This window comes from Streptomyces sp. NPDC054765 (assembly GCF_053612065.1).
The window spans coordinates 83,395-102,837 of sequence record NZ_JBSHBP010000012.1; the positions used below are offsets into that span (position 1 = coordinate 83,395).

General features: G+C 72.5%; 20 protein-coding genes and 1 pseudogene. 8 read left to right on the forward strand and 13 right to left on the reverse strand.

Translation table 11 applies throughout. The features are described 5' to 3' along the window. Positions 1-4: 4 nt before the first annotated feature. From ACWGJY_RS10915 to ACWGJY_RS10935, 5 genes are all read right to left on the reverse strand, one after another. On the reverse strand, positions 5-2,035 hold the full coding sequence (locus ACWGJY_RS10915; RefSeq protein WP_453260454.1) for an ATP-binding protein: 2,031 nt from the start codon (positions 2,033-2,035) through the stop codon (positions 5-7). Positions 2,036-2,130: 95 nt separating this feature from the next. Next, positions 2,131-3,957, reverse strand: a complete 1,827-nt coding sequence (locus ACWGJY_RS10920; protein WP_453260455.1) for an alkyl/aryl-sulfatase — start codon at positions 3,955-3,957, stop codon at positions 2,131-2,133. Positions 3,958-4,114: 157 nt separating this feature from the next. Next, positions 4,115-4,252, reverse strand: a complete 138-nt coding sequence (locus ACWGJY_RS10925; protein WP_453260456.1) for a hypothetical protein — start codon at positions 4,250-4,252, stop codon at positions 4,115-4,117. 729 nt (positions 4,253-4,981) lie between these two features. Beyond that, positions 4,982-5,422 (reverse strand): SPW repeat protein, encoded by a 441-nt coding sequence (locus tag ACWGJY_RS10930; RefSeq protein WP_453260457.1) that lies wholly within the window; start codon positions 5,420-5,422, stop codon positions 4,982-4,984. A 136-nt stretch (positions 5,423-5,558) separates the two neighbouring features. Continuing rightward, complete coding sequence (locus ACWGJY_RS10935) at positions 5,559-6,131, reverse strand: histidine phosphatase family protein (RefSeq protein ID WP_453260458.1); 573 nt, start codon at positions 6,129-6,131, stop codon at positions 5,559-5,561. A gap of 309 nt (positions 6,132-6,440) precedes the next feature. Here ACWGJY_RS10935 and ACWGJY_RS10940 point away from each other — a divergent pair, with 309 nt between their 5' ends. Further along, on the forward strand, positions 6,441-6,659 hold the full coding sequence (locus ACWGJY_RS10940; protein WP_444477586.1) for a CbtB domain-containing protein: 219 nt from the start codon (positions 6,441-6,443) through the stop codon (positions 6,657-6,659). 15 nt (positions 6,660-6,674) lie between these two features. Then, the gene (locus ACWGJY_RS10945) at positions 6,675-7,424 is read left to right on the forward strand and encodes a CbtA family protein (protein WP_453260459.1); all 750 of its coding nucleotides are present in this window, start codon (positions 6,675-6,677) and stop codon (positions 7,422-7,424) included. Between the two features lie 108 nt (positions 7,425-7,532). Here ACWGJY_RS10945 and ribA read toward each other — a convergent pair whose 3' ends face one another. Further along, complete coding sequence (gene ribA / locus ACWGJY_RS10950; protein ID WP_453260516.1) at positions 7,533-8,213, reverse strand: GTP cyclohydrolase II; 681 nt, start codon at positions 8,211-8,213, stop codon at positions 7,533-7,535. Between the two features lie 115 nt (positions 8,214-8,328). On the opposite strand from ribA, the gene ACWGJY_RS10955 reads away from it, so the two are divergent. Both ACWGJY_RS10955 and ACWGJY_RS10960 read left to right on the forward strand, forming a co-directional pair. Next, positions 8,329-9,084 carry a creatininase family protein gene (locus ACWGJY_RS10955; protein WP_453260460.1) on the forward strand — a complete coding sequence of 252 codons (756 nt, stop codon included), beginning with the start codon at positions 8,329-8,331 and terminating at the stop codon, positions 9,082-9,084. Beyond that, positions 9,077-9,709 (forward strand): annotated as a pseudogene (locus ACWGJY_RS10960) (RibD family protein); the annotation flags it as partial. The gene ACWGJY_RS10955 and the pseudogene ACWGJY_RS10960, both read left to right, overlap by 8 nt. A 108-nt stretch (positions 9,710-9,817) precedes the next feature. On the opposite strand, the gene ACWGJY_RS10965 reads toward ACWGJY_RS10960, so the two are convergent. The 5 genes from ACWGJY_RS10965 to ACWGJY_RS10985 form a co-directional block, all read right to left on the reverse strand. After that, on the reverse strand, positions 9,818-10,825 hold the full coding sequence (locus ACWGJY_RS10965; protein ID WP_453260461.1) for a lysylphosphatidylglycerol synthase domain-containing protein: 1,008 nt from the start codon (positions 10,823-10,825) through the stop codon (positions 9,818-9,820). Then, complete coding sequence (locus ACWGJY_RS10970) at positions 10,822-11,700, reverse strand: SAM-dependent methyltransferase (protein WP_453260462.1); 879 nt, start codon at positions 11,698-11,700, stop codon at positions 10,822-10,824. The genes ACWGJY_RS10965 and ACWGJY_RS10970 overlap by 4 nt, the downstream gene beginning before the upstream one ends. Next, positions 11,697-12,818, reverse strand: a complete 1,122-nt coding sequence (locus tag ACWGJY_RS10975) for a glycosyltransferase family 4 protein (RefSeq protein ID WP_453260463.1) — start codon at positions 12,816-12,818, stop codon at positions 11,697-11,699. Before ACWGJY_RS10975 ends, ACWGJY_RS10970 begins: the two co-directional genes overlap by 4 nt. Next, the gene (locus ACWGJY_RS10980) at positions 12,815-13,213 is read right to left on the reverse strand and encodes a 6-pyruvoyl trahydropterin synthase family protein (RefSeq protein ID WP_453260464.1); all 399 of its coding nucleotides are present in this window, start codon (positions 13,211-13,213) and stop codon (positions 12,815-12,817) included. Before ACWGJY_RS10980 ends, ACWGJY_RS10975 begins: the two co-directional genes overlap by 4 nt. Positions 13,214-13,289: 76 nt before the next feature. Further along, the gene (locus tag ACWGJY_RS10985) at positions 13,290-14,276 is read right to left on the reverse strand and encodes a zinc-dependent alcohol dehydrogenase (RefSeq protein WP_453260465.1); all 987 of its coding nucleotides are present in this window, start codon (positions 14,274-14,276) and stop codon (positions 13,290-13,292) included. Positions 14,277-14,444: 168 nt separating this feature from the next. On the opposite strand from ACWGJY_RS10985, the gene ACWGJY_RS10990 reads away from it, so the two are divergent. Continuing rightward, positions 14,445-15,191, forward strand: coding sequence for a CDP-alcohol phosphatidyltransferase family protein (locus ACWGJY_RS10990; RefSeq protein WP_453260466.1), 747 nt, complete (start codon positions 14,445-14,447; stop codon positions 15,189-15,191). Here ACWGJY_RS10990 and ACWGJY_RS10995 read toward each other — a convergent pair. Then, entirely contained in the window at positions 15,160-15,327 is a 168-nt protein-coding gene (locus tag ACWGJY_RS10995) for a hypothetical protein (RefSeq protein WP_453260467.1), read from the reverse strand. The two genes, ACWGJY_RS10990 and ACWGJY_RS10995, sit on opposite strands and share 32 nt — an antisense overlap. Positions 15,328-15,632: 305 nt before the next feature. Then, positions 15,633-16,013, reverse strand: a complete 381-nt coding sequence (locus tag ACWGJY_RS11000) for an ArsR/SmtB family transcription factor (RefSeq protein ID WP_453260517.1) — start codon at positions 16,011-16,013, stop codon at positions 15,633-15,635. Positions 16,014-16,402: 389 nt separating this feature from the next. Between ACWGJY_RS11000 and ACWGJY_RS11005 the strand changes: the two genes are divergently transcribed. From ACWGJY_RS11005 to ACWGJY_RS11015, 3 genes are all read left to right on the forward strand, one after another. After that, positions 16,403-16,726 carry a VOC family protein gene (locus ACWGJY_RS11005; RefSeq protein ID WP_453260468.1) on the forward strand — a complete coding sequence of 108 codons (324 nt, stop codon included), beginning with the start codon at positions 16,403-16,405 and terminating at the stop codon, positions 16,724-16,726. A 433-nt stretch (positions 16,727-17,159) separates the two neighbouring features. Next, on the forward strand, positions 17,160-18,269 hold the full coding sequence (locus ACWGJY_RS11010; RefSeq protein ID WP_453260469.1) for a right-handed parallel beta-helix repeat-containing protein: 1,110 nt from the start codon (positions 17,160-17,162) through the stop codon (positions 18,267-18,269). 7 nt (positions 18,270-18,276) lie between these two features. Further along, positions 18,277-19,305: a methyltransferase gene (locus ACWGJY_RS11015; protein ID WP_453260470.1), complete on the forward strand. Its 1,029-nt coding sequence runs from the start codon at positions 18,277-18,279 to the stop codon at positions 19,303-19,305. The last annotated feature ends 138 nt before the right edge of the window (positions 19,306-19,443 follow it).

The window sequence follows — 19,443 nt, forward strand, 5'->3', positions numbered from 1 at the left end:
CCGCTCACGGCTCGCCCGCCAGGATCCGGGCGAGGGAGGTGCCGGGGCGTTCCTCGCTGGCCCGGCGGAAGAGGTCCGCGTACGCCGTGTCGCCGATCGCCGCACGGGCCCGCCGCTCGCACTCCGCGCGTACCGCGCGCAGCTCCGGGGTGCCGCGCTGCGGATGCCCGACGGTGCGCCAGATGGCCTGGCCGCTCCCGTAGACGCGGGCGGCCGCGGCGCCGTCGCCCTGGGCCGCCACCGCGGCCGCGAACAGGTCCAGGCCGAGCGCGATACCGAACTTGTCGCCGATGCCCTGCTTGGCCGCCAGCATCGCCCGTGCGTGGCCGGCCGACTCCTCGGGCCGGCCCTGGAACAGCGAGATCAGGGAGAGCTGGTAGTCGATGTAGGAGCGGGTCCAGTATTCGCCGCGCTGCACACAGCCGCGGCGCAGTGCGGTCGCCTCGGCGCGGGCCTCGGCGAGCCTGCCCAGGCCGGTGAGCGCGAAGAGCTGTACGAGATGGCAGCGCAGCCGTGCGGGAGAGCCGAACGGGGTGTGCGGTCCCGGGCCGAGCACCTGGTCCGCGACGGAGTGCGCGGACATCGGCCGGCCGGCCATCAGGTGGGTGAGGCCGATGAGATAGCCGGCCTGGAGCACCGCCTCCGAGTCGTCGCACGCCCGCGCGGTGCGGGAGCACTCCAGGCCCAGGGCGTCGGCCAGCGCCAGATCGCCCTGCAGCAGGACGGCGACGCCGAGCGCCCACAGCGCCCGGGTGCGTGCCGGGCCCGGGGTCCGGTGGGCGGCGAGGGCGCGGGCCACATAGTCGCGGGCCTCGTGCAGATGACCGCAGCAGCTCCAGAAGAAGCCGATGGCGGCGCTGAGTTCCTGGGCCCGTTCCGGGTCGGTGACCAGGAGGTGGTCCAGTGCGGAGCACAGATCGACATGGGCCTCGGCGATCCTGCCGTACCAGCCGACCTGTTCGGGGCCCAGCCAGCCCAGTTCGGCGCGGCGCCCGAAGGCGGCGAAGTGCGCGGCATGCCGGTCCGCGAGCGCCGTCGTCTCGTCCAGTTCGGCCAGCCACATCCGGCCGTACTCGCGCAGTGTGTCGAGCATGCGGAAGCGCGGGCCCTCGCGGGTGAGCACCGACTTGGCGGCCAGCGCGGCCAGCGTGGTGCGCACCCCGGGTCCGGTGAGCGGTCCCCCGGCGCACACCGCGCTCGCGGACTCCTCGTCGAAGGTGCCGCGGAAGACGGACAGCCTGGCCCACAGCAGCCGTTCCAGCGGTGCGCACAGCTCATGGCTCCAGCCGATGGTGCAGCGCAGCGTCCGGTGCCGCGGCAGCCGCGCCGGTCCGTCACCGGCGAGGGTGTCGAAGCGGGAGGTGAGCCGCTCGGCGATCTGCTGGACGGAGCTGTGCGCCAGCTGGGCACCGGCGAGTTCCAGGGCCAGCGGGATGCCTTCGAGGCGCCGGCAGATGACGGCGGCGGCCGTCGCCTGCGGTGGGTCGGTGAACCGCACGCCGGGCGCCGCGGTCCCGGCCCGTTCGGTGAACAGGGCCAGGGCGTCGTTGTCGCCGGTGCAGGACAGCGGGCCGATCTCGGTGGTCCACTCGCCGACGATGTCCAGCGGCTGTCTGCTGGTGACCAGCACGGTCACGCCGGGGGCGGCGGTCAGCAGGTCCCCGAGGAGGTCGCGGCAGGCGTCGACGAGGTGCTCGCAGGAGTCCAGCACCAGCAGCAGCCGTTTGTCGGCGAGCCATTCGCACAGCACCGCCACCGGCGTCCGCGCCGTGTGGTCGGCCAGCCCGACGGCATCGCAGACGGCGGCCACCAGCCGCCCCGCGCCCTGGAGGGGCCACAGATCGGCCCAGCAGACCCCGTCGGGGAACCGCCCGGCCGCCGCGCGCGCGGCCCGCATCGCGATCCGGGTCTTGCCCACACCGCCGGGGCCGGTCAGGGTGATCAGCCGGTGCTCCGTCAACTCGTCGTCGATCCGGCGCAGTTCGGCGTGCCGACCGACGAAACTGGTCGGCTCCTCGGGAATGTTGCTCGCCACCGGCCCAGTTTGCCCCAGCCGCGGCGTCCGCAGGAGTCCCGTGCGGCGGGCCGGGGCACGAGGTTGACGGCCTCGGTCCGGCGGCGCGGTGCCCGTCAGGGGGTGACGACGGGGAAGGTGGGGTCCGGCGTACGGACGAGCTCCAGCAGTTGGTTCAGTGCCCCGGGCTCACCGTGTTGGGCGGCGTCGCCCGGCCCGCGTCCGGCAAGCAGACCGAGCAGCTGGGACTTGGTGAGGGTGAGGGTCAGGTCCGGGGTGTGTTCCCCGGACGGGATGGGGGCGCCGGGCGCGCTGAGGTGGGTGAGGGCGCCGTGGGAGAGCGTCAGGTGCCAGGTGCGGTCCTCGTCGGGGAGGTAGAGGTCGAGGGTGAGCGCGGTGGACCAGGCCCGGGGGCCGTCGATGCGGATGGCGAGCGAGTCGATGAGCTGGTCGACGGTCAGGGCGGCGGCCATGCCGGGGTCCGTGGTGTCCGGCTGTGCCTCGGCGAGGGTGCCGCGCAGTTCCATGGCGCCGGTGAGGTAGAAGTTGCGCCAGGTGCCGTTCTCGCTGCCATGGCCCAGCCGCTCGTAGACGAGGGCCAGTTCGCGGCGGGCGCGGAGGTTGTGCGGGTCGGCGAAGACGGCGTGGTGGAGCAGGGTGGCGGCGAACCGCAGATCGCCGTCGGCGGCGTACCGTTTGCCCGCGTCCACCGTGGCCTCGAGGCCGCCGATGGTGTCCACGTAGCGCCTGGCCTGCTCGGCCGGCGGGTGTTCCCACAGATGGGCGGGGTTGCCGTCGAACCAGCCCAGGTAGCGCTGGTGGACCGCCTTGACGTTGTCGCTGAGCGAGCCGTAGTAGCCGTGGAGGGACGGGTCCTGTTCCAGGCCCGGCGGCAGTCGCAGCTCCTCGGCGATCTCGGTGCCGGTGAGCCCCTCGTTGAGCAGCCGCAGCGTCTGGTCGTGCACATAGGCGTACAGGTCACGCTGGTTGGCCAGCAGGGTCCGGACGCGCTCCTTGCCCCAGGTCGGCCAGTGGTGGGAGGCGAAGGCGACCTCCGCCTCGTCGCCGAAGAGGGCGAGCGCCTCGCCCAGGTGGTGGGACCAGGCTCGGGCGTCCCGGACGGCGCCGCCGCGCAGCGGCTGGACGGCGTGCAGCGTGTGGGTGGCGTTCTCGGCCAGGCAGAGGGCCTGGTGGGCCGGGAAGCAGAAGTTCATCTCGGCGGGTGCCTCGGTGCCCGGGGTGAGCTGGAAGACGAGGCGTACGCCGTCGACGATCTCCTCCTGGCCGGTGCGGGTGATGTCCACGGTCGGCGGGATGAGGGTCACGGTGCCGGTCGAGCGGGTGGTGCCCAGGCCGCAGCCGATCTGTCCGTCCGGGCTCTTGGGGAGGTGTGTTCCGTACATATAGGCGGAGCGCCGGGTCATGGCGGTACCGGCGTAGACGTTCTCGCGGACCGCGTGCCGCAGGAAGCCGGCCGGCGCCAGCACCGGGACGGGGTGGTGGTCGTGCGGCAGTACGCCCCGTCCGCCGCCGAAGTGTGCGGTGTGCGAATGGGTGTAGACCAGGCCGGTGACCGGCCGGTCGCCGCGGTACTTGCGGTAGAGCTCGAGGGCCGCGGCGGCGGTCTCGGCGGAGACCAGCGGGTCGATGACGATGACCCCGTGGTCGCCCTCGACCAGGGTCATGTTGGACAGGTCCAGGCCGCGGACCTGGTAGATGCCGTCGGTGACCTCGTACAGGCCCTGCCGGCTCACCAGCCGGCCCTGCCGCCACAGGCTCTCGTGCGCGGTGTCGGGGCAGTTCCCGGCCAGGAAGCCGTAGGCCTCGGCGTCCCAGATCACCCGGCCGTCGTCCGCGGTGACCTGGGGCGGGTCGAGCGCGGCGATGAAGCCACGGTCGGCGTCGGCGACGTCTTGGTGGTCGTCCACGGGTACAGCGGTCACGGGACGCTCCCTCTCCGGGGCGGCGGGCCACGGTCGGCGGGACCCATGCCACCGATTTAACCGAATGTGCCCGGTTATCGCATGCGTGCGGGCATCCGCTCCCGGCGTGCGCACGGGCGCCCTCCGGGGCCGGGCCCCGCGCACCGCGCTGTCCGCCTCACACCGGCTCGGCCTCGATGACGCTGAAGCGGCTGGGCCTCGGGAGCCGGGGGACCGTACGGACGGCGAAGCCCGCAGCGCGGCACAGCCGCTCGAAGTCGTCCCGGGTGCGCTCCCGGCGGCCGCCCGCATTCACCCAGCATGTTGAGGTCGCTGAGGTAGCTGACACCGGCCACCGCCGGATCGACGACCGGCGGCAGCACCGGCTCCACGCGCAGCAGCCGGCCGCTGTCGGGGATGACGCGATCCGGACCAGCGCGTCCCGGTCCTGGTGTGGGGGGGCGTTCTCGCGCGGGATGATGCAGCACCTGTCTCGTCAACGGCGTTACGGGCAAGGCCGGGCAGGGCACAACAAAGCCGATGATGTCGCCACCCCGCCGCCTCTGGTGAGGCAACGCCGACTTCGCGCGATCACCGGAGCAATGCCCCCGCTCACCTTCGCCCGCCGCTACGGCGCGGCCGTCCGCACGACCCGGAGGAGGGACGACGCTGTCCCCGTACGACGACCGCCCATTCGGCGAGCTCACCGAGCTGTTCCGGCACGGCACCGGCCCCGGCACCCGCCCCCGCGCCCCGGCAGAGCGCCGGCGGGTCCGGCCACGCCCGTACCACCGCGGCTTCGCCTGGCTGGCGCCGGCCGCCGCGGCCGGCAGCCTGGTCGCCGGCGTCGCGCTGGCGCACGGACTGCTGCTCGCGGGCGGGCTGGTGCTGGCCGGGCTGCTGGGGTTCACCGGCGGCCGCGACCGGTACCGCTAGCAGCCGGGACCGACCGCACCACGGCCACGCATACAGCCGCCGGCCGGCCCGCCCCTCACATGGCGGGAAACGGCCGGCGGCCTTCGCACGCCCCCGTGGGGAGCGCTCCTCAGGTGACGCGGCGGCTCTTGGACGCCGCGGCGACACACATGGCGCCCAGCAGGAACGTCAGGGCACCGATGACGACGTTGTTCCAGATGACACCGGCGTCCGGGGCACTGGCGACGATCCAGGGCGAGATGATCATCCATGCGCCGATCGCGCACATCGCGCCGCTCAGCCCGTACATCCGCTCAGGGGTCACGGTGAACCCGACCGCCAGCAGGACGATCGCGATCCCGAGGATGAGGTTGTGCGCCACGAGCGCCGGCTGTGCGGCGGCGAAGTGGAGGACCCACGGTGACACGGCGCAGTACAGGCCGACCAGGAACACCGGTCCATCGACGAGTACCACGTCACGCCCGCCGAGCACCCGCTCGTACCGCGCCTGCATCTCAGAAGCATCGGGGTGACCTGCGAGATCACCCCTGTGGTGTGAGACGTCGGCCATGCGACTCGCCTCCTTCGTTCGCAAGCCTGGCCGTTCCGCGTGACATCGAGCCACGCACTTTTATTCTGCGCTTATGTCGCCTTTATGTGTAGATGAAAGGGCAAGTGAATTTTGCCACGCATCCACCACACCGCTGTCACCTGCGGTCCGGCGCCCGCCCCAGGCCCAGATTCCAGCGCCCGCCACGGCCGCTCAGCTCCGTCACGGTCAACGGCGCCACGTCCAGCCGCCAGAACGCGTCCGGACGGACCCCGAGGGCGCAGACCGCCGCCGCACGGACGACATCCGGCTCGACGACGGCCAGCACCCGGCCCGCGTCCAGGGCCATCCGCGTCAGCCAGCCCGCGATCCGGTCGCAGAGCTGCCTCAGCGACTCCCCGCCGTGCCCCACGAAGTCCGGGTCGGAGAGCCACGCGGACACCGCGACCGGCTCGGCATCGGCGACCTCGGCCAGGGTCCGGCCGCGCCAGCCCCCCATCGCGCAGCCCGCCAGCTCCTGTGTGGCGCGGGCCGCCAGCCCCAGCTCCTCGGCGGTACGCCGGCACCGGACGGAGGGCGAGACAAAGGTCCGGTCGGCGGCCGGCAGCGCCCCGGCGACGGCCCGGACGCGACGCAGCCCGGCCTCGCCCAGCGGGCCGTCGTCATCGAAGCGCACCTCGCGCTGGGCGTCGCCCGCTGCCGGTGAGACCAACATCACCCGAGTTGTCATGCCCTCTTCTCTCACTCTTCACCGGCACCGGCAACACCGTGCCGGTGCACGGGAGTTGTCCGGCCGGCGCGCCCTGTCCTGCGCCTCTCCGCCCCCCACGCGGCCTTGGCCCGGCGGTCGGTTCGCGGTACCTTCCCGATGATATTGACGACGACATGACGGAAGCCGGTGGGATCCCGGCGCGGTCGCGCCACTGTATGTCCGGTTTTTACCAGCCCAGCAGGGCCGGAACCGGGCGAGCCAGACCCGGCATGTCGTCACGTACTCCACCGATCAGGGACGCGAGTTCCCCGCACAGGAGGTTCTGCCATGGCCCAGACCATCGCACCCCCGGCCACCGGCGCCGTCACCCCGGCCCCGCTCCCCCTCAAGGCAATCGCCCCCTGGGCGCTGTTCGTCGGCGTCCTGATGCTCGTCCTGCTCTACTTCGTCGGCGCGGAGCAGGGCGCCACCTCGCTGCTCTCCGGTACGGACGTCCACGAGTGGGTCCACGACGGGCGCCACCTGCTCGGCTTCCCCTGCCACTGATCGGACGGCGCACCCATGAACTCCGTCACCATCAGAAACCTTCTGGTGCGCGGGATGCTCGCCGGTCTGGCCGCCGGTGTCCTGGCCCTCGTCGTCGCCTATCTGCTGGGCGAGCCGCGGGTGGACGCCGCCATCGCGTTCGAGGACGCGCACAGCCACGAACACGAGATGGAGGTCGTCAGCCGCGCTCTGCAGTCCACGGCGGGACTGGCCACCGGCGTACTGATCTACGGCGTGGCGCTGGGCGGCATCGCCGCACTGGCCTTCTGTGTCGCCCTCGGGCGGATCGGCCGGTTCGGTGCCCGCGCCACGGCGGCGCTGATGTCCGGCGCGGCGCTGCTGGCCGTCTACCTCGTACCGTTCTTGAAGTACCCGGCCAACCCGCCGTCCGTCGGTGACCCCGACACCATCGGCAAGCGCACCGCCCTGTACTTCCTGATGATGCTGCTCGGCATCCTGCTGGCCGTCGCCGCCACGATCCTGGGCCGGCGGCTGGCTCCGAAGCTGGGCAACTGGTACGCGACGGTCGCGGCCGCCGCCGCTTTCGTGGTCGCCATCGGCCTCGCCTATGCGTTCCTGCCGGCCATCGACGAGGTGCCGCACGACTTCTCGCCCACGCTGCTCTGGCAGTTCCGGCTGTCGGCGATCGCCATCCAGCTGGTGCTGTGGAGCGCCTTCGGGCTGGTCTTCGGCCACCTCGCGGAGCGCGTCATCCCGGCCCGGCCGGAGGCCGCCACGGCCGAGGCGGCACCCGCCACCTCCTGATTCCGGCGTCCGCCGCCGGACCGCACGGACCGAGGGAGGGCTCGCGACCGCTGCGTCGCAAGCCCTCCCTCGTGGCACGGGTGGCCGGCTTCGCGCCGTCCGGCCGCGTCAGGACAGACCGGGGATGCCGTCCAGATGCGGCAGATCGTGGTCGAGGCGCTCCCGTTTGGCGCGGAGGTAGCGGATGTTCTCCGCACGGGGCGTCATCAGCAGCGGGACCTGTTCGGCGACGGCGATGCCGTGCCGCAGCAGCGCCTCGCGCTTCCGCGGATTGTTCGACAGCAGCCGCACGGACCGGACGCCGAGATCCTGCAGCATCTCCGCCGCAACGCCGTATTCGCGGGCGTCGACGGGCAGCCCGAGCGCGATGTTCGCCTCGACCGTGTCGAGCCCGCCCTCCTGGAGCTTCATCGCCTGCAGCTTGGCCAGCAGCCCGATGCCCCGGCCCTCGTGCCCCTGGAGATAGACGAGCACGCCGCGCCCTTCCGCCACGATCGCGCGCAGCGCGGCGGACAATTGGTCCCCGCATTCACAGTGGGTGGACGAGAAGGCATCGCCGGTGAGGCATTCGGAATGTACCCGGGTCAACACCTGCTCTCCCACGACATCGCCGTGGACCAGCACCACTTGCTCGATCCCGCTGCGGCGGTCCAGATAGCCGACGGCAAGAAATTCGCCGTATGTGGTAGGCAGCCTGGTCGTCACCACCTGTTCGACGCCCGGTTTCTGGCCGAGGGCATCATCGATTGCGACACGGAGGTCGGGGCGGGCATCGTCGTCGGGGTCCATCATGGCGCGATCGTACCCGCGTGGGGAATCAATCGCCGGTAGTCACTCAGAACACAACAAGTATGCTGCGACAACCATGACTCGGTGAGTCAGTGACGAAAGGCCGCAGCACACGATGACCGCTTCGGGACACCCCGCTCCGGCACCCGGCCTCTTGCCGGCGGACACCACACAGGACGTACGGGAACGGCAGCCGACGATGGCTGTGCTGCCCATCGGCAGCTTCGAACAACATGGTGCTTTCCTGCCGTTGACCACCGATACCGTCATCGCCTGCACCATCGCCCGGGAGGTGGCCGCCGGCCGCCGGGTCCAGCTGCTGCCGCCGCTGACGGTGTCCTGTTCGCACGAGCACGCCGCATGGCCGGGGACCGTCAGCATTTCGGCGCGCACCCTGCATGCGGTCGTCACGGACATCGCCGATTCGCTCCGCAGGTCCGGTATCGGCACCCTCATTCTCGTCAACGGGCACGGCGGCAATTACGTACTGCGCAATGTCGTTCAGGAATCCGCAGGGAGCGGCGTACGGATGGCGCTCTTCCCCGGATCGGCCGACTGGGACGCGGCGCGTACCCGGGCCGGGGTGCTCACCTCCGGACACACCGATATGCATGCCGGAGAGGCCGAGACGTCCATTCTGCTGTATGCCCATCCCGAATTGGTCAAGGAAGGCTACGAATCAGCGGATTGTGTCGCCGATGACCGGAAGCAGCTGCTGACGCTCGGCATGTCGGCCTATACCGAATCCGGCGTTATCGGGCGCCCGTCGCTGGCGTCCGCCCGGAAGGGGAAGGAATTGCTGGCCGGCCTGGTCGAGGCATTCGATGAATATGCCGCACTGTTCGGCGCACGAACGGAAGCCCATGACTGAGGTGCTCGACGCGGCGGCCGCCTGGGACCGGCTGCGGGCCGTCCGTACGCCGGACGAGGCGCGGGCCGCCGGGCTGGTGGCGGACGGGGAAGGCGGACTGCGCTGGGGCCTGCCCGCCACCCCCGGGGCGGCGGAGCTGGCCGGACGCTATCTGCCGCTGTGCCTGGCCGGCCCCCGGGCCGCGTTCGCGCAGCTCGGGCAGAGCCTCGACGGCTTCATCGCGACCCGTACCGGCGACGCCGACTATGTCACCGGCGCGGAGGACCGCTGCCATCTGCACCGGTTGCGCGCGCTGGCCGATGCGGTGGTCGTCGGGGCCGGTACCGCCGTGGCGGACGATCCGCGGCTGACCGTACGGGCCTGTGCGGGGGACAATCCGGTGCGGGTGGTGCTCGACCCACGGGGCCGGGTGCCGCGGCACAGCGGGGTGTTCACCGATGGTGCCGCGCCGACGCTGTGGGTGGTGGGGCCGGACGCCGGCGCCGTGCCCCCAACCGCCGGGGCCGATGTCCTGGTGCTGCCGGACGCGGACGCCTTCGCCCCGCAGCGTCTGCTGTCGGCGCTGGCGCGGCGGGGACTGGGACGGGTACTGATCGAGGGGGGCGGTGTCACCGTGTCGCGGTTCGTGCAGGAGCGGGCGCTGCACCGGCTGTATGTCACCGTCGCGCCGGTCCTGCTCGGCGACGGCATCCCCGGCCTGCGGTTTCCCGGTACACCGGTGATGCGGGAGGCGCTACGCCCGCCGCTGCGGCGCGCCCTGCTCGGCGAGGACACGCTCTTCGAACTCGAACTGCGGGCGTTCGGCACGCCGCCGGGCGGACCGGCGGACGAGGAGTACTGCGGCGCCCGGGAGGCTCGCGACGAAGGCGAGCACACCGTAGACCACGGCAGTGGTGAGTCCCTGCGCCGCGCCTAGCCCGGCGGCGCCGAACGCCCAGGCGGCGACGCCCTCCCGTGGGCCCCAGCCGCCGACGTTCAGCGGCAGCGCCATCGCGAGCAGCGCCAGCACCACGAGCGGCACCAGTTCGGCCGTCGGTGCGGTGGCTCCCGCGACCCGGGCGGCGAGTACGAACATCCCGAGGTAGCCCGCCAGGACCGCCACGGAGGAGACGGCGACGCCGGGCCAGACTCCGCGGGCGAGCAGGCCCTGGCGCGCCTCGGCCAGGAGGGTGCGTACGGCGCGTTCGGCGCGGGAGGCGCCCCGGCGACGGCGCAGCCGGGCGGCGGCCACCACCAGCAGCACGACCGCCGCGGCCGCGGTCAGTGCGACGGGGGGCGAGGTGAGGAAGCGGGCGACCGGCGCCAGGACGGGTGAGGGGTGGGCGAGCAGTACCACCGCCCCGGCGAGGAGCAGGACGAACTGGCCGGCGGTGCGTTCCAGGACCACCGCGCGTACGCCCCGGCCGAGGTCACCGTTGTCCCGGCCGTGGCGTACCGCGCGGTGCACATCGCCCAGGACACCGCCGGGCAGTGCCGCGTTCAGGAACAGCGCCCGGTAGTAGTCCGCGACGGCCCCGCCCAGCGGCAGCCGCAGACCGAGGCCGCGGGCCACCAGACACCAGCGCCAGGCGCTGAAGACCGTGGTCAGCAGGCCGATGGCGAGGGCGGCCGACAGCGTGGCGGCGTCGATCCTGCGCAGACCGTCCAGGAAGGCGTCGGATCCCAGATGCCACACCAGCGCCACCAGGATGCCCAGTCCCGCGAGCATCCTGAGCCATGCCGCCCAGCGGGACCGGTTCATCCCGCACCCCTGGACGGGGGCCCCGGCAGCGCCAGCAGATCGGTGTGGTGCACCGCGACGTTCAGCTCCCCCGCCGCGCACTCCTCCAGCCGCCGCCGCAGATAGGCGACGGCTTCGGGGGCCAGCTCCGGCCGCTGGGCGTGCGCCGCGCCGACCCAGCCGCGCAGCCATTCACCGATCAGCGCGGATTCCGCGCAGCCCAGCCGCCACGGGCTGGACCGCACCAGAACGGTCGCGCCCCGCCGCTCGAACGCCGCGACCGCCGCCGCGACCGCGTCCGGCCCGAGCAGGGCGCGGCCCTGGTCCGTGCGGCGCTGATGGTCGTTGAAGGCGTCGGCGATCTCGGCGTCGAGCGGATCGGCCGGGGTCAGCTCGACCCGTCCGGCGACGGACAGCGCCAGCAGCGCCGGGCAGCCCGCGTCCACACAGGCCTCGGCGAGCGCCTCCACCTCGTCGCGGGTGAGCAGATCGAGCAGCGCGGAGGCGGTCACCAGCGAGGTGCCGGCGAGGTCGTCGGCGGTGAGGGTGGCCAGATCGCCGCGCTCGGTCGTGGCGTCAACGGGTCTGCCGTCGGCGGCCGTTACGGGCATCCGCGCCCCGGCGTGGTCGAGCAGCAGCGGGTCGTGGTCGTGGAGGATCCAGCGCTGCGGGCCGGGCAGCCGGACGGCGAGCCAGCGCCCCATCGAGCCGGTGCCACAACCGAGATCACGGATCACCAGGCCCTGCGGGCTCCCGTCCGGGCCGCCGGGCGCCGGCTGCGCGGACAACCGGTCGAGCAGCGGATGCAGCAGCTCGGGCGCGCGGGCCGCGGCATCGGCGCGTTCCCGCAACTCCAGCCACCGCGGGGCGAATCGGGGCCTGCCGGTTTCGTTCACCGTACGCTCCGGGTCTCGTCCCGAAGCCGTTCCAGCGCTCCGGCCAGACTGTGCGACGTCATCTCCCACCCCTCCAGCATGGCACGCCGTCCGCGTGCCGAACTCTGCAACCGGTCCCGCAACTGCGGATCGCCCAGCCAGCCACGCAGCGCCTCGGCAAGGGCCGACGGCCGTCCGGACGGTACGAGGAGGCCGGGCACACTTCCGTCGGGGGCGTGCCCGACCGCTTCCGGTACGCCGTCCACCGCCGTCGCCAGCACCGGAATCCCGCGCGCCAGTGCCTCGGTGACGACCATGCCGTAGGTCTCGGCGTACGAACTGAGCACCAGCAGATCGGCCGCGGCGTACCGGGCGTCGAGATCGGCGCCCGCCTGCGGCCCGGTGAAGGTGATCCGGTCGGCGAGGCCGAACTCCGCGACGCGGCTGTGCAGTTGGGCGGCGTATCCGGGAGCGCGGTCGAGCCCTCCGACGCATACGCAGCTCCAGGGCAGCTCGGTGACCGTCGCCAGGGCCTCCACCAGGAGGTGCTGCCCCTTGCGCGGGGTGACCGCGGCGACGCACAGCAGCCCGGTGGCGCCGTCGGTGCCGGGTGCGAGGGGTGCGGCGTCGGCTCCCGGCCTGGCGACATGGACCCGCTCCGCCGCCAGCCCGTGATGGGCGACGAGCCTGCGGGCGGCCCACTCGCTGGTGGCCACGACGGCCCCCACGGCGTGCAGGGTGCGGCGCTCGCGGGCGTCCAGCTCCGCCGCCAGGGCGGGGTCGAGCCCCGTCTCGTCGGCCAGCGGCAGATGGACCAGTACAGCGAGCCGCAGCCGTCCCGCCTGAGGGACGAGGATCTCGGGGACACCGCAGGCGACCAGGCCGTCGAGGAGGACCACGGCGCCGTCGGGCAGCGCCGCCAGCTGCCGCGCCAGCCCCGCGCCGGCCGCGGCATCCGGCCGCGGCCAGTTTCCGGGCACCGCGTACGGGCGCACCTGCCAGCCCGCCGCCGGGAGGTCGCGGCACACCCGGCGGTCGTAGGTGTTGCCTCCGCTCGGTACCGCCGGATCACCGACGTCACCGGGCAGGACGACGTGCACCACGCGCTCCGCCGCCGCGGTGGCGCCGGTCCGGGTCACAGGGTGCGCTCGTATGTCGCCCAGGCGATGTGCGATTCGTGCAGGGTGACCGATATCCCGGCCAGCTCGCGGGCGCCCGCACCGAAGTTGCCGGCCTCGATGCGGTCGGCGAGGCGGTCGGCGATGACCTTGGCCAGGGCCTCGGTCGAGGTGTTGATGCCGGCGAAGGCGGGCTCCTCGTCGAGGTTGCGGTAGTTCAGCTCGCCGACCACGGCGCCGAGTTCCCGGGTGGCCAGGCCGATGTCGACGACGATGTTGTCGGCGTCGAGCTCCGCACGGCGGAAGGTGGCGTCCACGAGGAAGGTCGCGCCGTGCAGACGCTGCGCCGGTCCGAAGACCGCACCACGGAAGCTGTGGGCGACCATGAGGTGATCGCGGACGGTGATGCTGAACAAGGCCGTTCCTCCGGTGTGATGTCGGTCTCAGTGCGGGTGTCGTGGGGCAGCGGATTCGGGGCGGTCCCCGGGGCTGCTAGCCGTGGTCCGCCGGCCCGTACCGGATGCGGTGGCACAGCGCCGGGAGGTCGCCACGGGCGAGCTCGGGCAGTACCCGCGGCAGGTCCTCGAAGGCGGACTCGCCGGTGATCAGCGCGTCGAAGGCGGGGTCGGCGAGCAGATCGAGGGCGAGCGCGAGCCGGTCGGCGTAGGTACGGCGGGGCCGGGCCGGGGAGACCGTGCCCACCTGGCTGCTGCGGACGACCAGCCGGCGGGAGTGGAAGGCCTCCCCCAGCGGCAGGCTGACCTGCCGGTCTCCGTACCAGCTCAGCTCGATGACGGTGCCTTCCGGGGCGAGCAGTTCGAGCGAGCGTGTCAGCCCCTGCTCGGTGGCGCTGGCGTGCACGACGAGGTCACAGTCGCCCAGCGCGTCCGCGGGCAGCGCGAAGTCCACCCCCAGCGCCCCGGCCGTGGCGGCGCGCGCGGGGTCGGCGTCGACCAACTGCACCCGGACCCCGGGGAAGCGGGCGAGCACGGCGGCGACACTGCAGCCGACCATGCCCGCACCGACCACCGCGATCCGGTCGCCGACCAGCGGCGCGGCGTCCCACAGGGCGTTCACCGCGGTCTCCACGGTGCCCGCCAGGACGGCGCGCCCGGCGGGGACGGTGTCCGGTACCGGGGTGACGGCACTCGCCGGGACGACGAAGTGCGTCTGGTGCGGGTACAGACTGAAGACCGTACGGCCCAGCAGGTCGTGCGGGCCTTCCTCGACGACACCTACATTGAGGTAGCCGTACTTGACCGGCGCCGGGAAGGTGCCTTCCTGGAACGGCGCCCGCATCACGGCGTGCTGGCTCTCGGGGACACCGCCACGGAAGACCAGGGTCTCCGTTCCACGGCTCACTCCGGAGCAGATCGTGCGCACCAGGACTTCGCCGGCGGCGGGCTCGGGCAGGGGCACCGTCCGGATCTCGCCCCGGCCTGGAGCGCTTAGCCAAAAGGCACAAGCGGCGCGCGGCATCGGGATCCTCCTGGACGCTACGGCGATGGTTCATCGATGCTGGAGATCATGAGGACGCCGTCACCCTACGCGGCGCCCTTCGACTCCGCTACACACAACCCGGGAGGCAGGGTGGCCGTACAAGAGCGCTACGACACAAGGCCATTCGGACCGGACATTACGGCCGGTATGGGTATGCAACTGCTGGTACTGGAAGCGCTGTGCCGGATGACCGGACTGGGCACCGCGGGGTGGCTCACCGGCTGCGTCTTCGCCGTGGTCACCTGGGCGGTGCTCACCGTGGCGCTGCGCCGGACGTGGACCACGTCGTTCGGACCGGCCAATCGCGTCACGCTGGCCCGTACGATCCTCGTCGGCGGGGTGACCGCGCTGGTCGCGGACTCCTTCGACCGGCGGGCACCGGTCGCGGTGCTGATCGCGTTCGCCACCGTGGCACTGGTCCTGGACGCCGTGGACGGGCAGGTCGCCCGGCGCACCGGAACGGCAACCCCGCTGGGCGCGCGCTTCGACATGGAGGTGGACGCCTTCTTGATCCTGGTGCTCTGTGTCCATGTCGCGATTCCGCTGGGCGCCTGGGTGCTGAGCATCGGCCTGATGCGGTACGCCTTTGTCGCGGCATCCTGGGTGCTGCCGTGGCTGCGCGGCGCGCTGCCGCACAGCATGGCCCGGAAGACCGTGGCGGCACTGCAGGGCATCGTGCTGGTGGTGGCCGGCACCGGGATCCTGCCGCGGGCGTCGGCGGTCACCGCGGTGGCCGTGGCGCTGGGGCTTTTGGTGTGGTCCTTCGGCCGGGATGTCGCGTGGTTGTGGCGGACCGCGGACGACAGGGCGGGCACGACGCCTGTGGTGGGCGTCCGCGAACGGGCCCTGACCGGCCTCCGCGTCACGTCCCGGCGTGCCGGCCCAGATAGATGACCAGTGCCAGGAAGACCAGCAGCAGATTCGTCACGACGATGGAGAGCAGCACCTGCCGCCACCGGCTGCGTCGTGGGGCCCGGTGGGCGAGCAGGACCGCTCCGGGCAGCCGCGCCAGCTGGGCCCCGGGACGCACGATGGCCGTACGGGGCCGCCGGATGCCGCAGCGCGGCGGGGTGCGGCGGGGTGCGGTGCTCTCCGGGCAGGCGCGGCCGTGTCCCCGGGCCGTGCGGAGCGGTCCTCGTCCGGGGGGACGTCCCCGGCAGGGCCGTACGGTGCCCGGCCCGGAGGGCGAGGGTATGCAGGTGCGTGAGCGGACCGCCCGCCACGGCGGCGGCCCCTTACGCCTCGGTACACCGGACATCCGCGATCACCCTCTTCCGGTGGTGAACGAGCGGACGGTTCCGGTGCGGCCACGGTGCGCGGAGCGGGGCGGGCGGATCATGAGGCCGCCCCCACCCCGCCGGCCGCCGGCAGCGCCCCGGCCTCGGCCTGCCGCAGCTCGGTGAGGAGCGCATGCTGCCCGGCGAGCACCTCGGTGAGGACCCGGCGGGCGGCCCGCAGCAGCTCCGCGACATCGCCGCCGGCCAGTTCGTAGACGACAGTGGAGCCGCTGCGGGTGGCCGTCACCATGCCCGAGCGGCGCAGGACCGCCAGTTGCTGGGAGAGCGCGGACGGCTCCACCTCGATCGCGGAGAGCAGACCCCGCACCGGCATCGGCCCGCTCTGGAGCAGTTCCAGTACCCGGATACGGACGGGATGCCCCAGCAGCCGGAAGAAGTCGGCCTTGGCCTGACAGCGCGGGACCCAGGCTCCGTTCATATCCGCGCCCCGCTCCCGGGACCGGGCGCCGGGCGCACCGCGCGCACCCGCTTCCGTACCGATCCGGCGAAACCGCCCACGCATGTCCTCCGCGTTCAGGCCGACCGGCCATCGCGTCATCTGTTGAATTGCGGAATTCTGCAACTGTAGACGACCGGTGCGGGCCAATTGAATGGGTGTGCCGGACAAATCGGGGCCCTGCGCGGCGCGGACCTCCCGAACACCCCCCGGCGCCGTCGGCCGGAAGGGGCCTGCCCCGTCCGCCGACCCGCGCTTCCGCTCGCACACCACCGAACCCTGCGGCGCCCGGCGGCAGTTGGAATCGGCGGCGCCGGGTACCGCGGAATCCGGTGGACACTCCCCCACCTCCCCACCGCATGGTGACGCTCATGACTTCACTGGTACGCCACGTCACGATCGACTGCTCCGACCCCTACCGTCTGGCGGGCTTCCGGAGGGAGGTGCTGGACGGGGCACCGGCCGAGGATGATCTGCCGGGCGATCCGGAGATCACGGTCATGTCCGCGGGCGGTGTGCTGCTGTTCGTCTCCGTGCCCGGCGCCAAGGCCGGGAAGAACCGGGTGCATCTGGATCTGCAGCCACCGGACCGGAGCCGGGACGAGGAGGTCAAGCGGCTGCCGGCGCTCGGCGCGCGCCCCCGGCGCCCCGTGCCCACCCGTCCGGCGGCGCCCTCCCCACCGCCGTTGGGGTGATCAAGCGCGTTCGGTGCCCTTGAGCGGGTGTCGTCGGCGGGGCCTGGCGCGTTGGTCCTCCGTGACCGTCTCCCGCGCCCGACCGTGGTTTCTGCCCACCAGCCTCGCAGCATTCCTGACCGAGGCGTGGCCGGACGGGCCGGCTGATGACCCGTCGGATTCCGGTCCCGGCACCCGGTCCGAGGACGGGGACGATACCCCGTCCGATACCCGGTCAGCTGAGTGCGGTCCGGCCGGTTGCCGCCCGCGCACCGGCGCGTCCGGCGCCGTCGGCGAGGAGCCCCCGGAAGCCCGCTGACCGGCCCTGACCGGCGGTCCGGCGGGTGGCGGGGCCGCGGACTTGACGGCGTGTCGGAAGCCGGCCTCCGTACACACCGTCATCGCCGGGTCACCATATGTGGCGAGCGGGAGTGATCACCCATAGCTTCGCCTCATGGTGCTACGACAGATGAAATACATGGGGTGTGTCGCCGCGATGCTGGTCGGCGGACTGGGCGCGGCATCGCCGCACGACGCAACGGAACGGCATGTCGTCCACCCCGGTGAATCGATCCAGCAGGCCGTGGACAGAGCAAAGCCGGGCGACACCGTCATCCTCCGGCCCGGCCTCTACCGGGAGAGCGTACTGATCCGCAAGTCGCGGCTGCACCTCGTCGGCGCGGGCCGGAAGACGGTGATCAGCCCGGTCGGCAAGCGGGCCGAGAACGCCTGCGGGCAGAGCGGCAGCGGGATCTGCGTGCTCGGTGAGGCGGGCAGGCCGCTGCGGGACGTCAGCATCCGCTCGCTGACCGTCAGGGGCTTCAAGAAGAACGGCATCTGGGCCTCCGGCACCGACCGGCTGACCGTGCACGAGGTCGCCGCGCGGAACAACGGCGTGTGGGGCATCGCCCAGGAGAAGTCCGTCCGCGGGATGATCCGGGACAACGTCGTCACCGGCAACGGCGACTCGGGCATCTTCCTGGCGAACACGGTCAAGGAGGAGGGCGGGGCCACCGACACCCGGGGGGCCACGATCGTCGGGAACCATCTCGCGCGAAACCGGATCGGCATCACGGTCCGGCGGGTCAGAAACCTGCTGGTCGCCCACAACACCATCACCGGGAACTGCGGCGGAGTGTTCATCGTCGGTGACGAATCCCGCCCGCGGGCAGGAGCGCTGACGGTCCGGGACAACAACATCACCAAGAACAACAAGCACTGCCCCGCCACCAGCCGGCTGCCGTTCCTCCAGGGCTCCGGCATCGTCCTCACCGGCACCGAACAGGCGCTGGTGCGGCGCAATCTGATCCGGGACAACGTCGGCACCTCCCCGCTCTCCGGCGGCGTCGTGCTGTTCCGCAGCTTTGTGAACACGTTCAACGAACGCAATGTCATCAGCGACAACGTCGTGCTGCGCAACAAGCCGGCGGACCTGGCCAACCGGGACCCCAAGGGCAAGAAGAACAGGTTCGTCCGCAATGTGTGCCGGACCTCGGTGCCGGCCGGTCTGTGCTGGCGGCTGTACGGGGTGCACGGGGTGCACCCCTCCTCAACGGGAGAATAGAGGCGGAATGACCACCGTAAGTCCCACCCCCCAGCCGGCCATGCGGCTCCGGGAGCTTGTCTTCGGAGCTGCCTGTGCGGCGGCCGTACGGGCGGCGGCGCGACTCGGCGTCGCCGACGCACTCGGCGACCGGCCCACCACCCCGGAAGAACTGGCCACCGCGGTGCAGACCGAACCACGGCCGCTGGAGCGGCTGCTGCGCGCCCTGTCCTGCTACGGGATCTTCGCGGAGACCGATGACGGGAAGTACGTCCACACGGACATGTCCCGGCTGCTGCGCGAGGACACCCCGAACAGCCTGCGCGCTATCTCCCTGTGGTGCACGGAGCCGTGGACCTGGGAGGCCTGGCCGCGGCTCGACGAGGCGGTGCGCTCCGGCAGCAGCGTCTTCGACGACCTGTACGGCAAGGGGTTCTTCGAGTACCTGCACCAGGACGCGGGGGAATCCGCCGAGGTCTTCAACCGTGCGATGACCACGTCCAGCAAGCAGTCGGCGCAGGACATCGCGGACCTGCTCGATCTGACCGGGGCGTCGTCCGTGGCGGACATCGGCGGCGGCCAGGGTCATGTGCTGGCCGGCCTGCTGGAGAAGCACCCCGCCCTCGAAGGCACTCTGCTCGACCTGCCCACGGTCGTGGCGAACCCCGACCCGCGGCTGGGCGACGGCGGCCCGCTCGCCTCGCGGGTACGGATCGTGCCCGGCGACTGCCGCGAGGACATCCCGGTCCGGGCCGATGTCTACATCATCAAGAACATCCTCGAATGGGACGACGAGAGCACCCGCAGAACGCTGGCCAACGTCGTCAGGGCCGCCCGTCCCGGCGCCCGTGTCGTGATCATCGAGAATCTCGTCGACGACAGCCCCTCGATGAAGTTCACCACCGCCATGGACCTGCTGCTGCTCCTCAACGTCGGCGGTGCCAAGCACACCAAGGCGAGCCTGGTCAGCCGCATGGCGGAGGCCGGTCTGAAGGTCGGCGAGATCCTGGTCGTCAATCCGTATCTGCACGCGTTCGAGTGCACCGTCCCCGAATGAGACCGGACGGGCACGGCAGGTCGCCCGGTGAGGAGGCTGCTCCTCACCCGGCGTCCCAGCCCTCGGGCGGGCCCGCGCCGGTGCCGGGGGGTCGCCACGGCGCCCCCGGCGCGTCAGCCGCAGCCGTCGCGCGGCCAC

What these genes read in the sequence shown, in the direction of transcription:
- ACWGJY_RS10930 (WP_453260457.1), bottom strand. Translation starts at nt 5,422, where the DNA reads ATGGCCGACGTCTCACACCACAGGGGTGATCTCGCAGGTCACCCCGAT.
- ACWGJY_RS10935 (WP_453260458.1), bottom strand. Translation starts at nt 6,131, where the DNA reads ATGACAACTCGGGTGATGTTGGTCTCACCGGCAGCGGGCGACGCCCAG.
- ACWGJY_RS10940 (WP_444477586.1), top strand. Translation starts at nt 6,441, where the DNA reads ATGGCCCAGACCATCGCACCCCCGGCCACCGGCGCCGTCACCCCGGCC.
- ACWGJY_RS10945 (WP_453260459.1), top strand. Translation starts at nt 6,675, where the DNA reads ATGAACTCCGTCACCATCAGAAACCTTCTGGTGCGCGGGATGCTCGCC.
- ribA (WP_453260516.1), bottom strand. Translation starts at nt 8,213, where the DNA reads ATGGACCCCGACGACGATGCCCGCCCCGACCTCCGTGTCGCAATCGAT.
- ACWGJY_RS10955 (WP_453260460.1), top strand. Translation starts at nt 8,329, where the DNA reads ATGACCGCTTCGGGACACCCCGCTCCGGCACCCGGCCTCTTGCCGGCG.
- ACWGJY_RS10965 (WP_453260461.1), bottom strand. Translation starts at nt 10,825, where the DNA reads ATGAACCGGTCCCGCTGGGCGGCATGGCTCAGGATGCTCGCGGGACTG.
- ACWGJY_RS10985 (WP_453260465.1), bottom strand. Translation starts at nt 14,276, where the DNA reads ATGCCGCGCGCCGCTTGTGCCTTTTGGCTAAGCGCTCCAGGCCGGGGC.
- ACWGJY_RS10990 (WP_453260466.1), top strand. Translation starts at nt 14,445, where the DNA reads ATGGGTATGCAACTGCTGGTACTGGAAGCGCTGTGCCGGATGACCGGA.
- ACWGJY_RS11000 (WP_453260517.1), bottom strand. Translation starts at nt 16,013, where the DNA reads ATGAACGGAGCCTGGGTCCCGCGCTGTCAGGCCAAGGCCGACTTCTTC.
- ACWGJY_RS11005 (WP_453260468.1), top strand. Translation starts at nt 16,403, where the DNA reads ATGACTTCACTGGTACGCCACGTCACGATCGACTGCTCCGACCCCTAC.
- ACWGJY_RS11010 (WP_453260469.1), top strand. Translation starts at nt 17,160, where the DNA reads ATGGTGCTACGACAGATGAAATACATGGGGTGTGTCGCCGCGATGCTG.
- ACWGJY_RS11015 (WP_453260470.1), top strand. Translation starts at nt 18,277, where the DNA reads ATGACCACCGTAAGTCCCACCCCCCAGCCGGCCATGCGGCTCCGGGAG.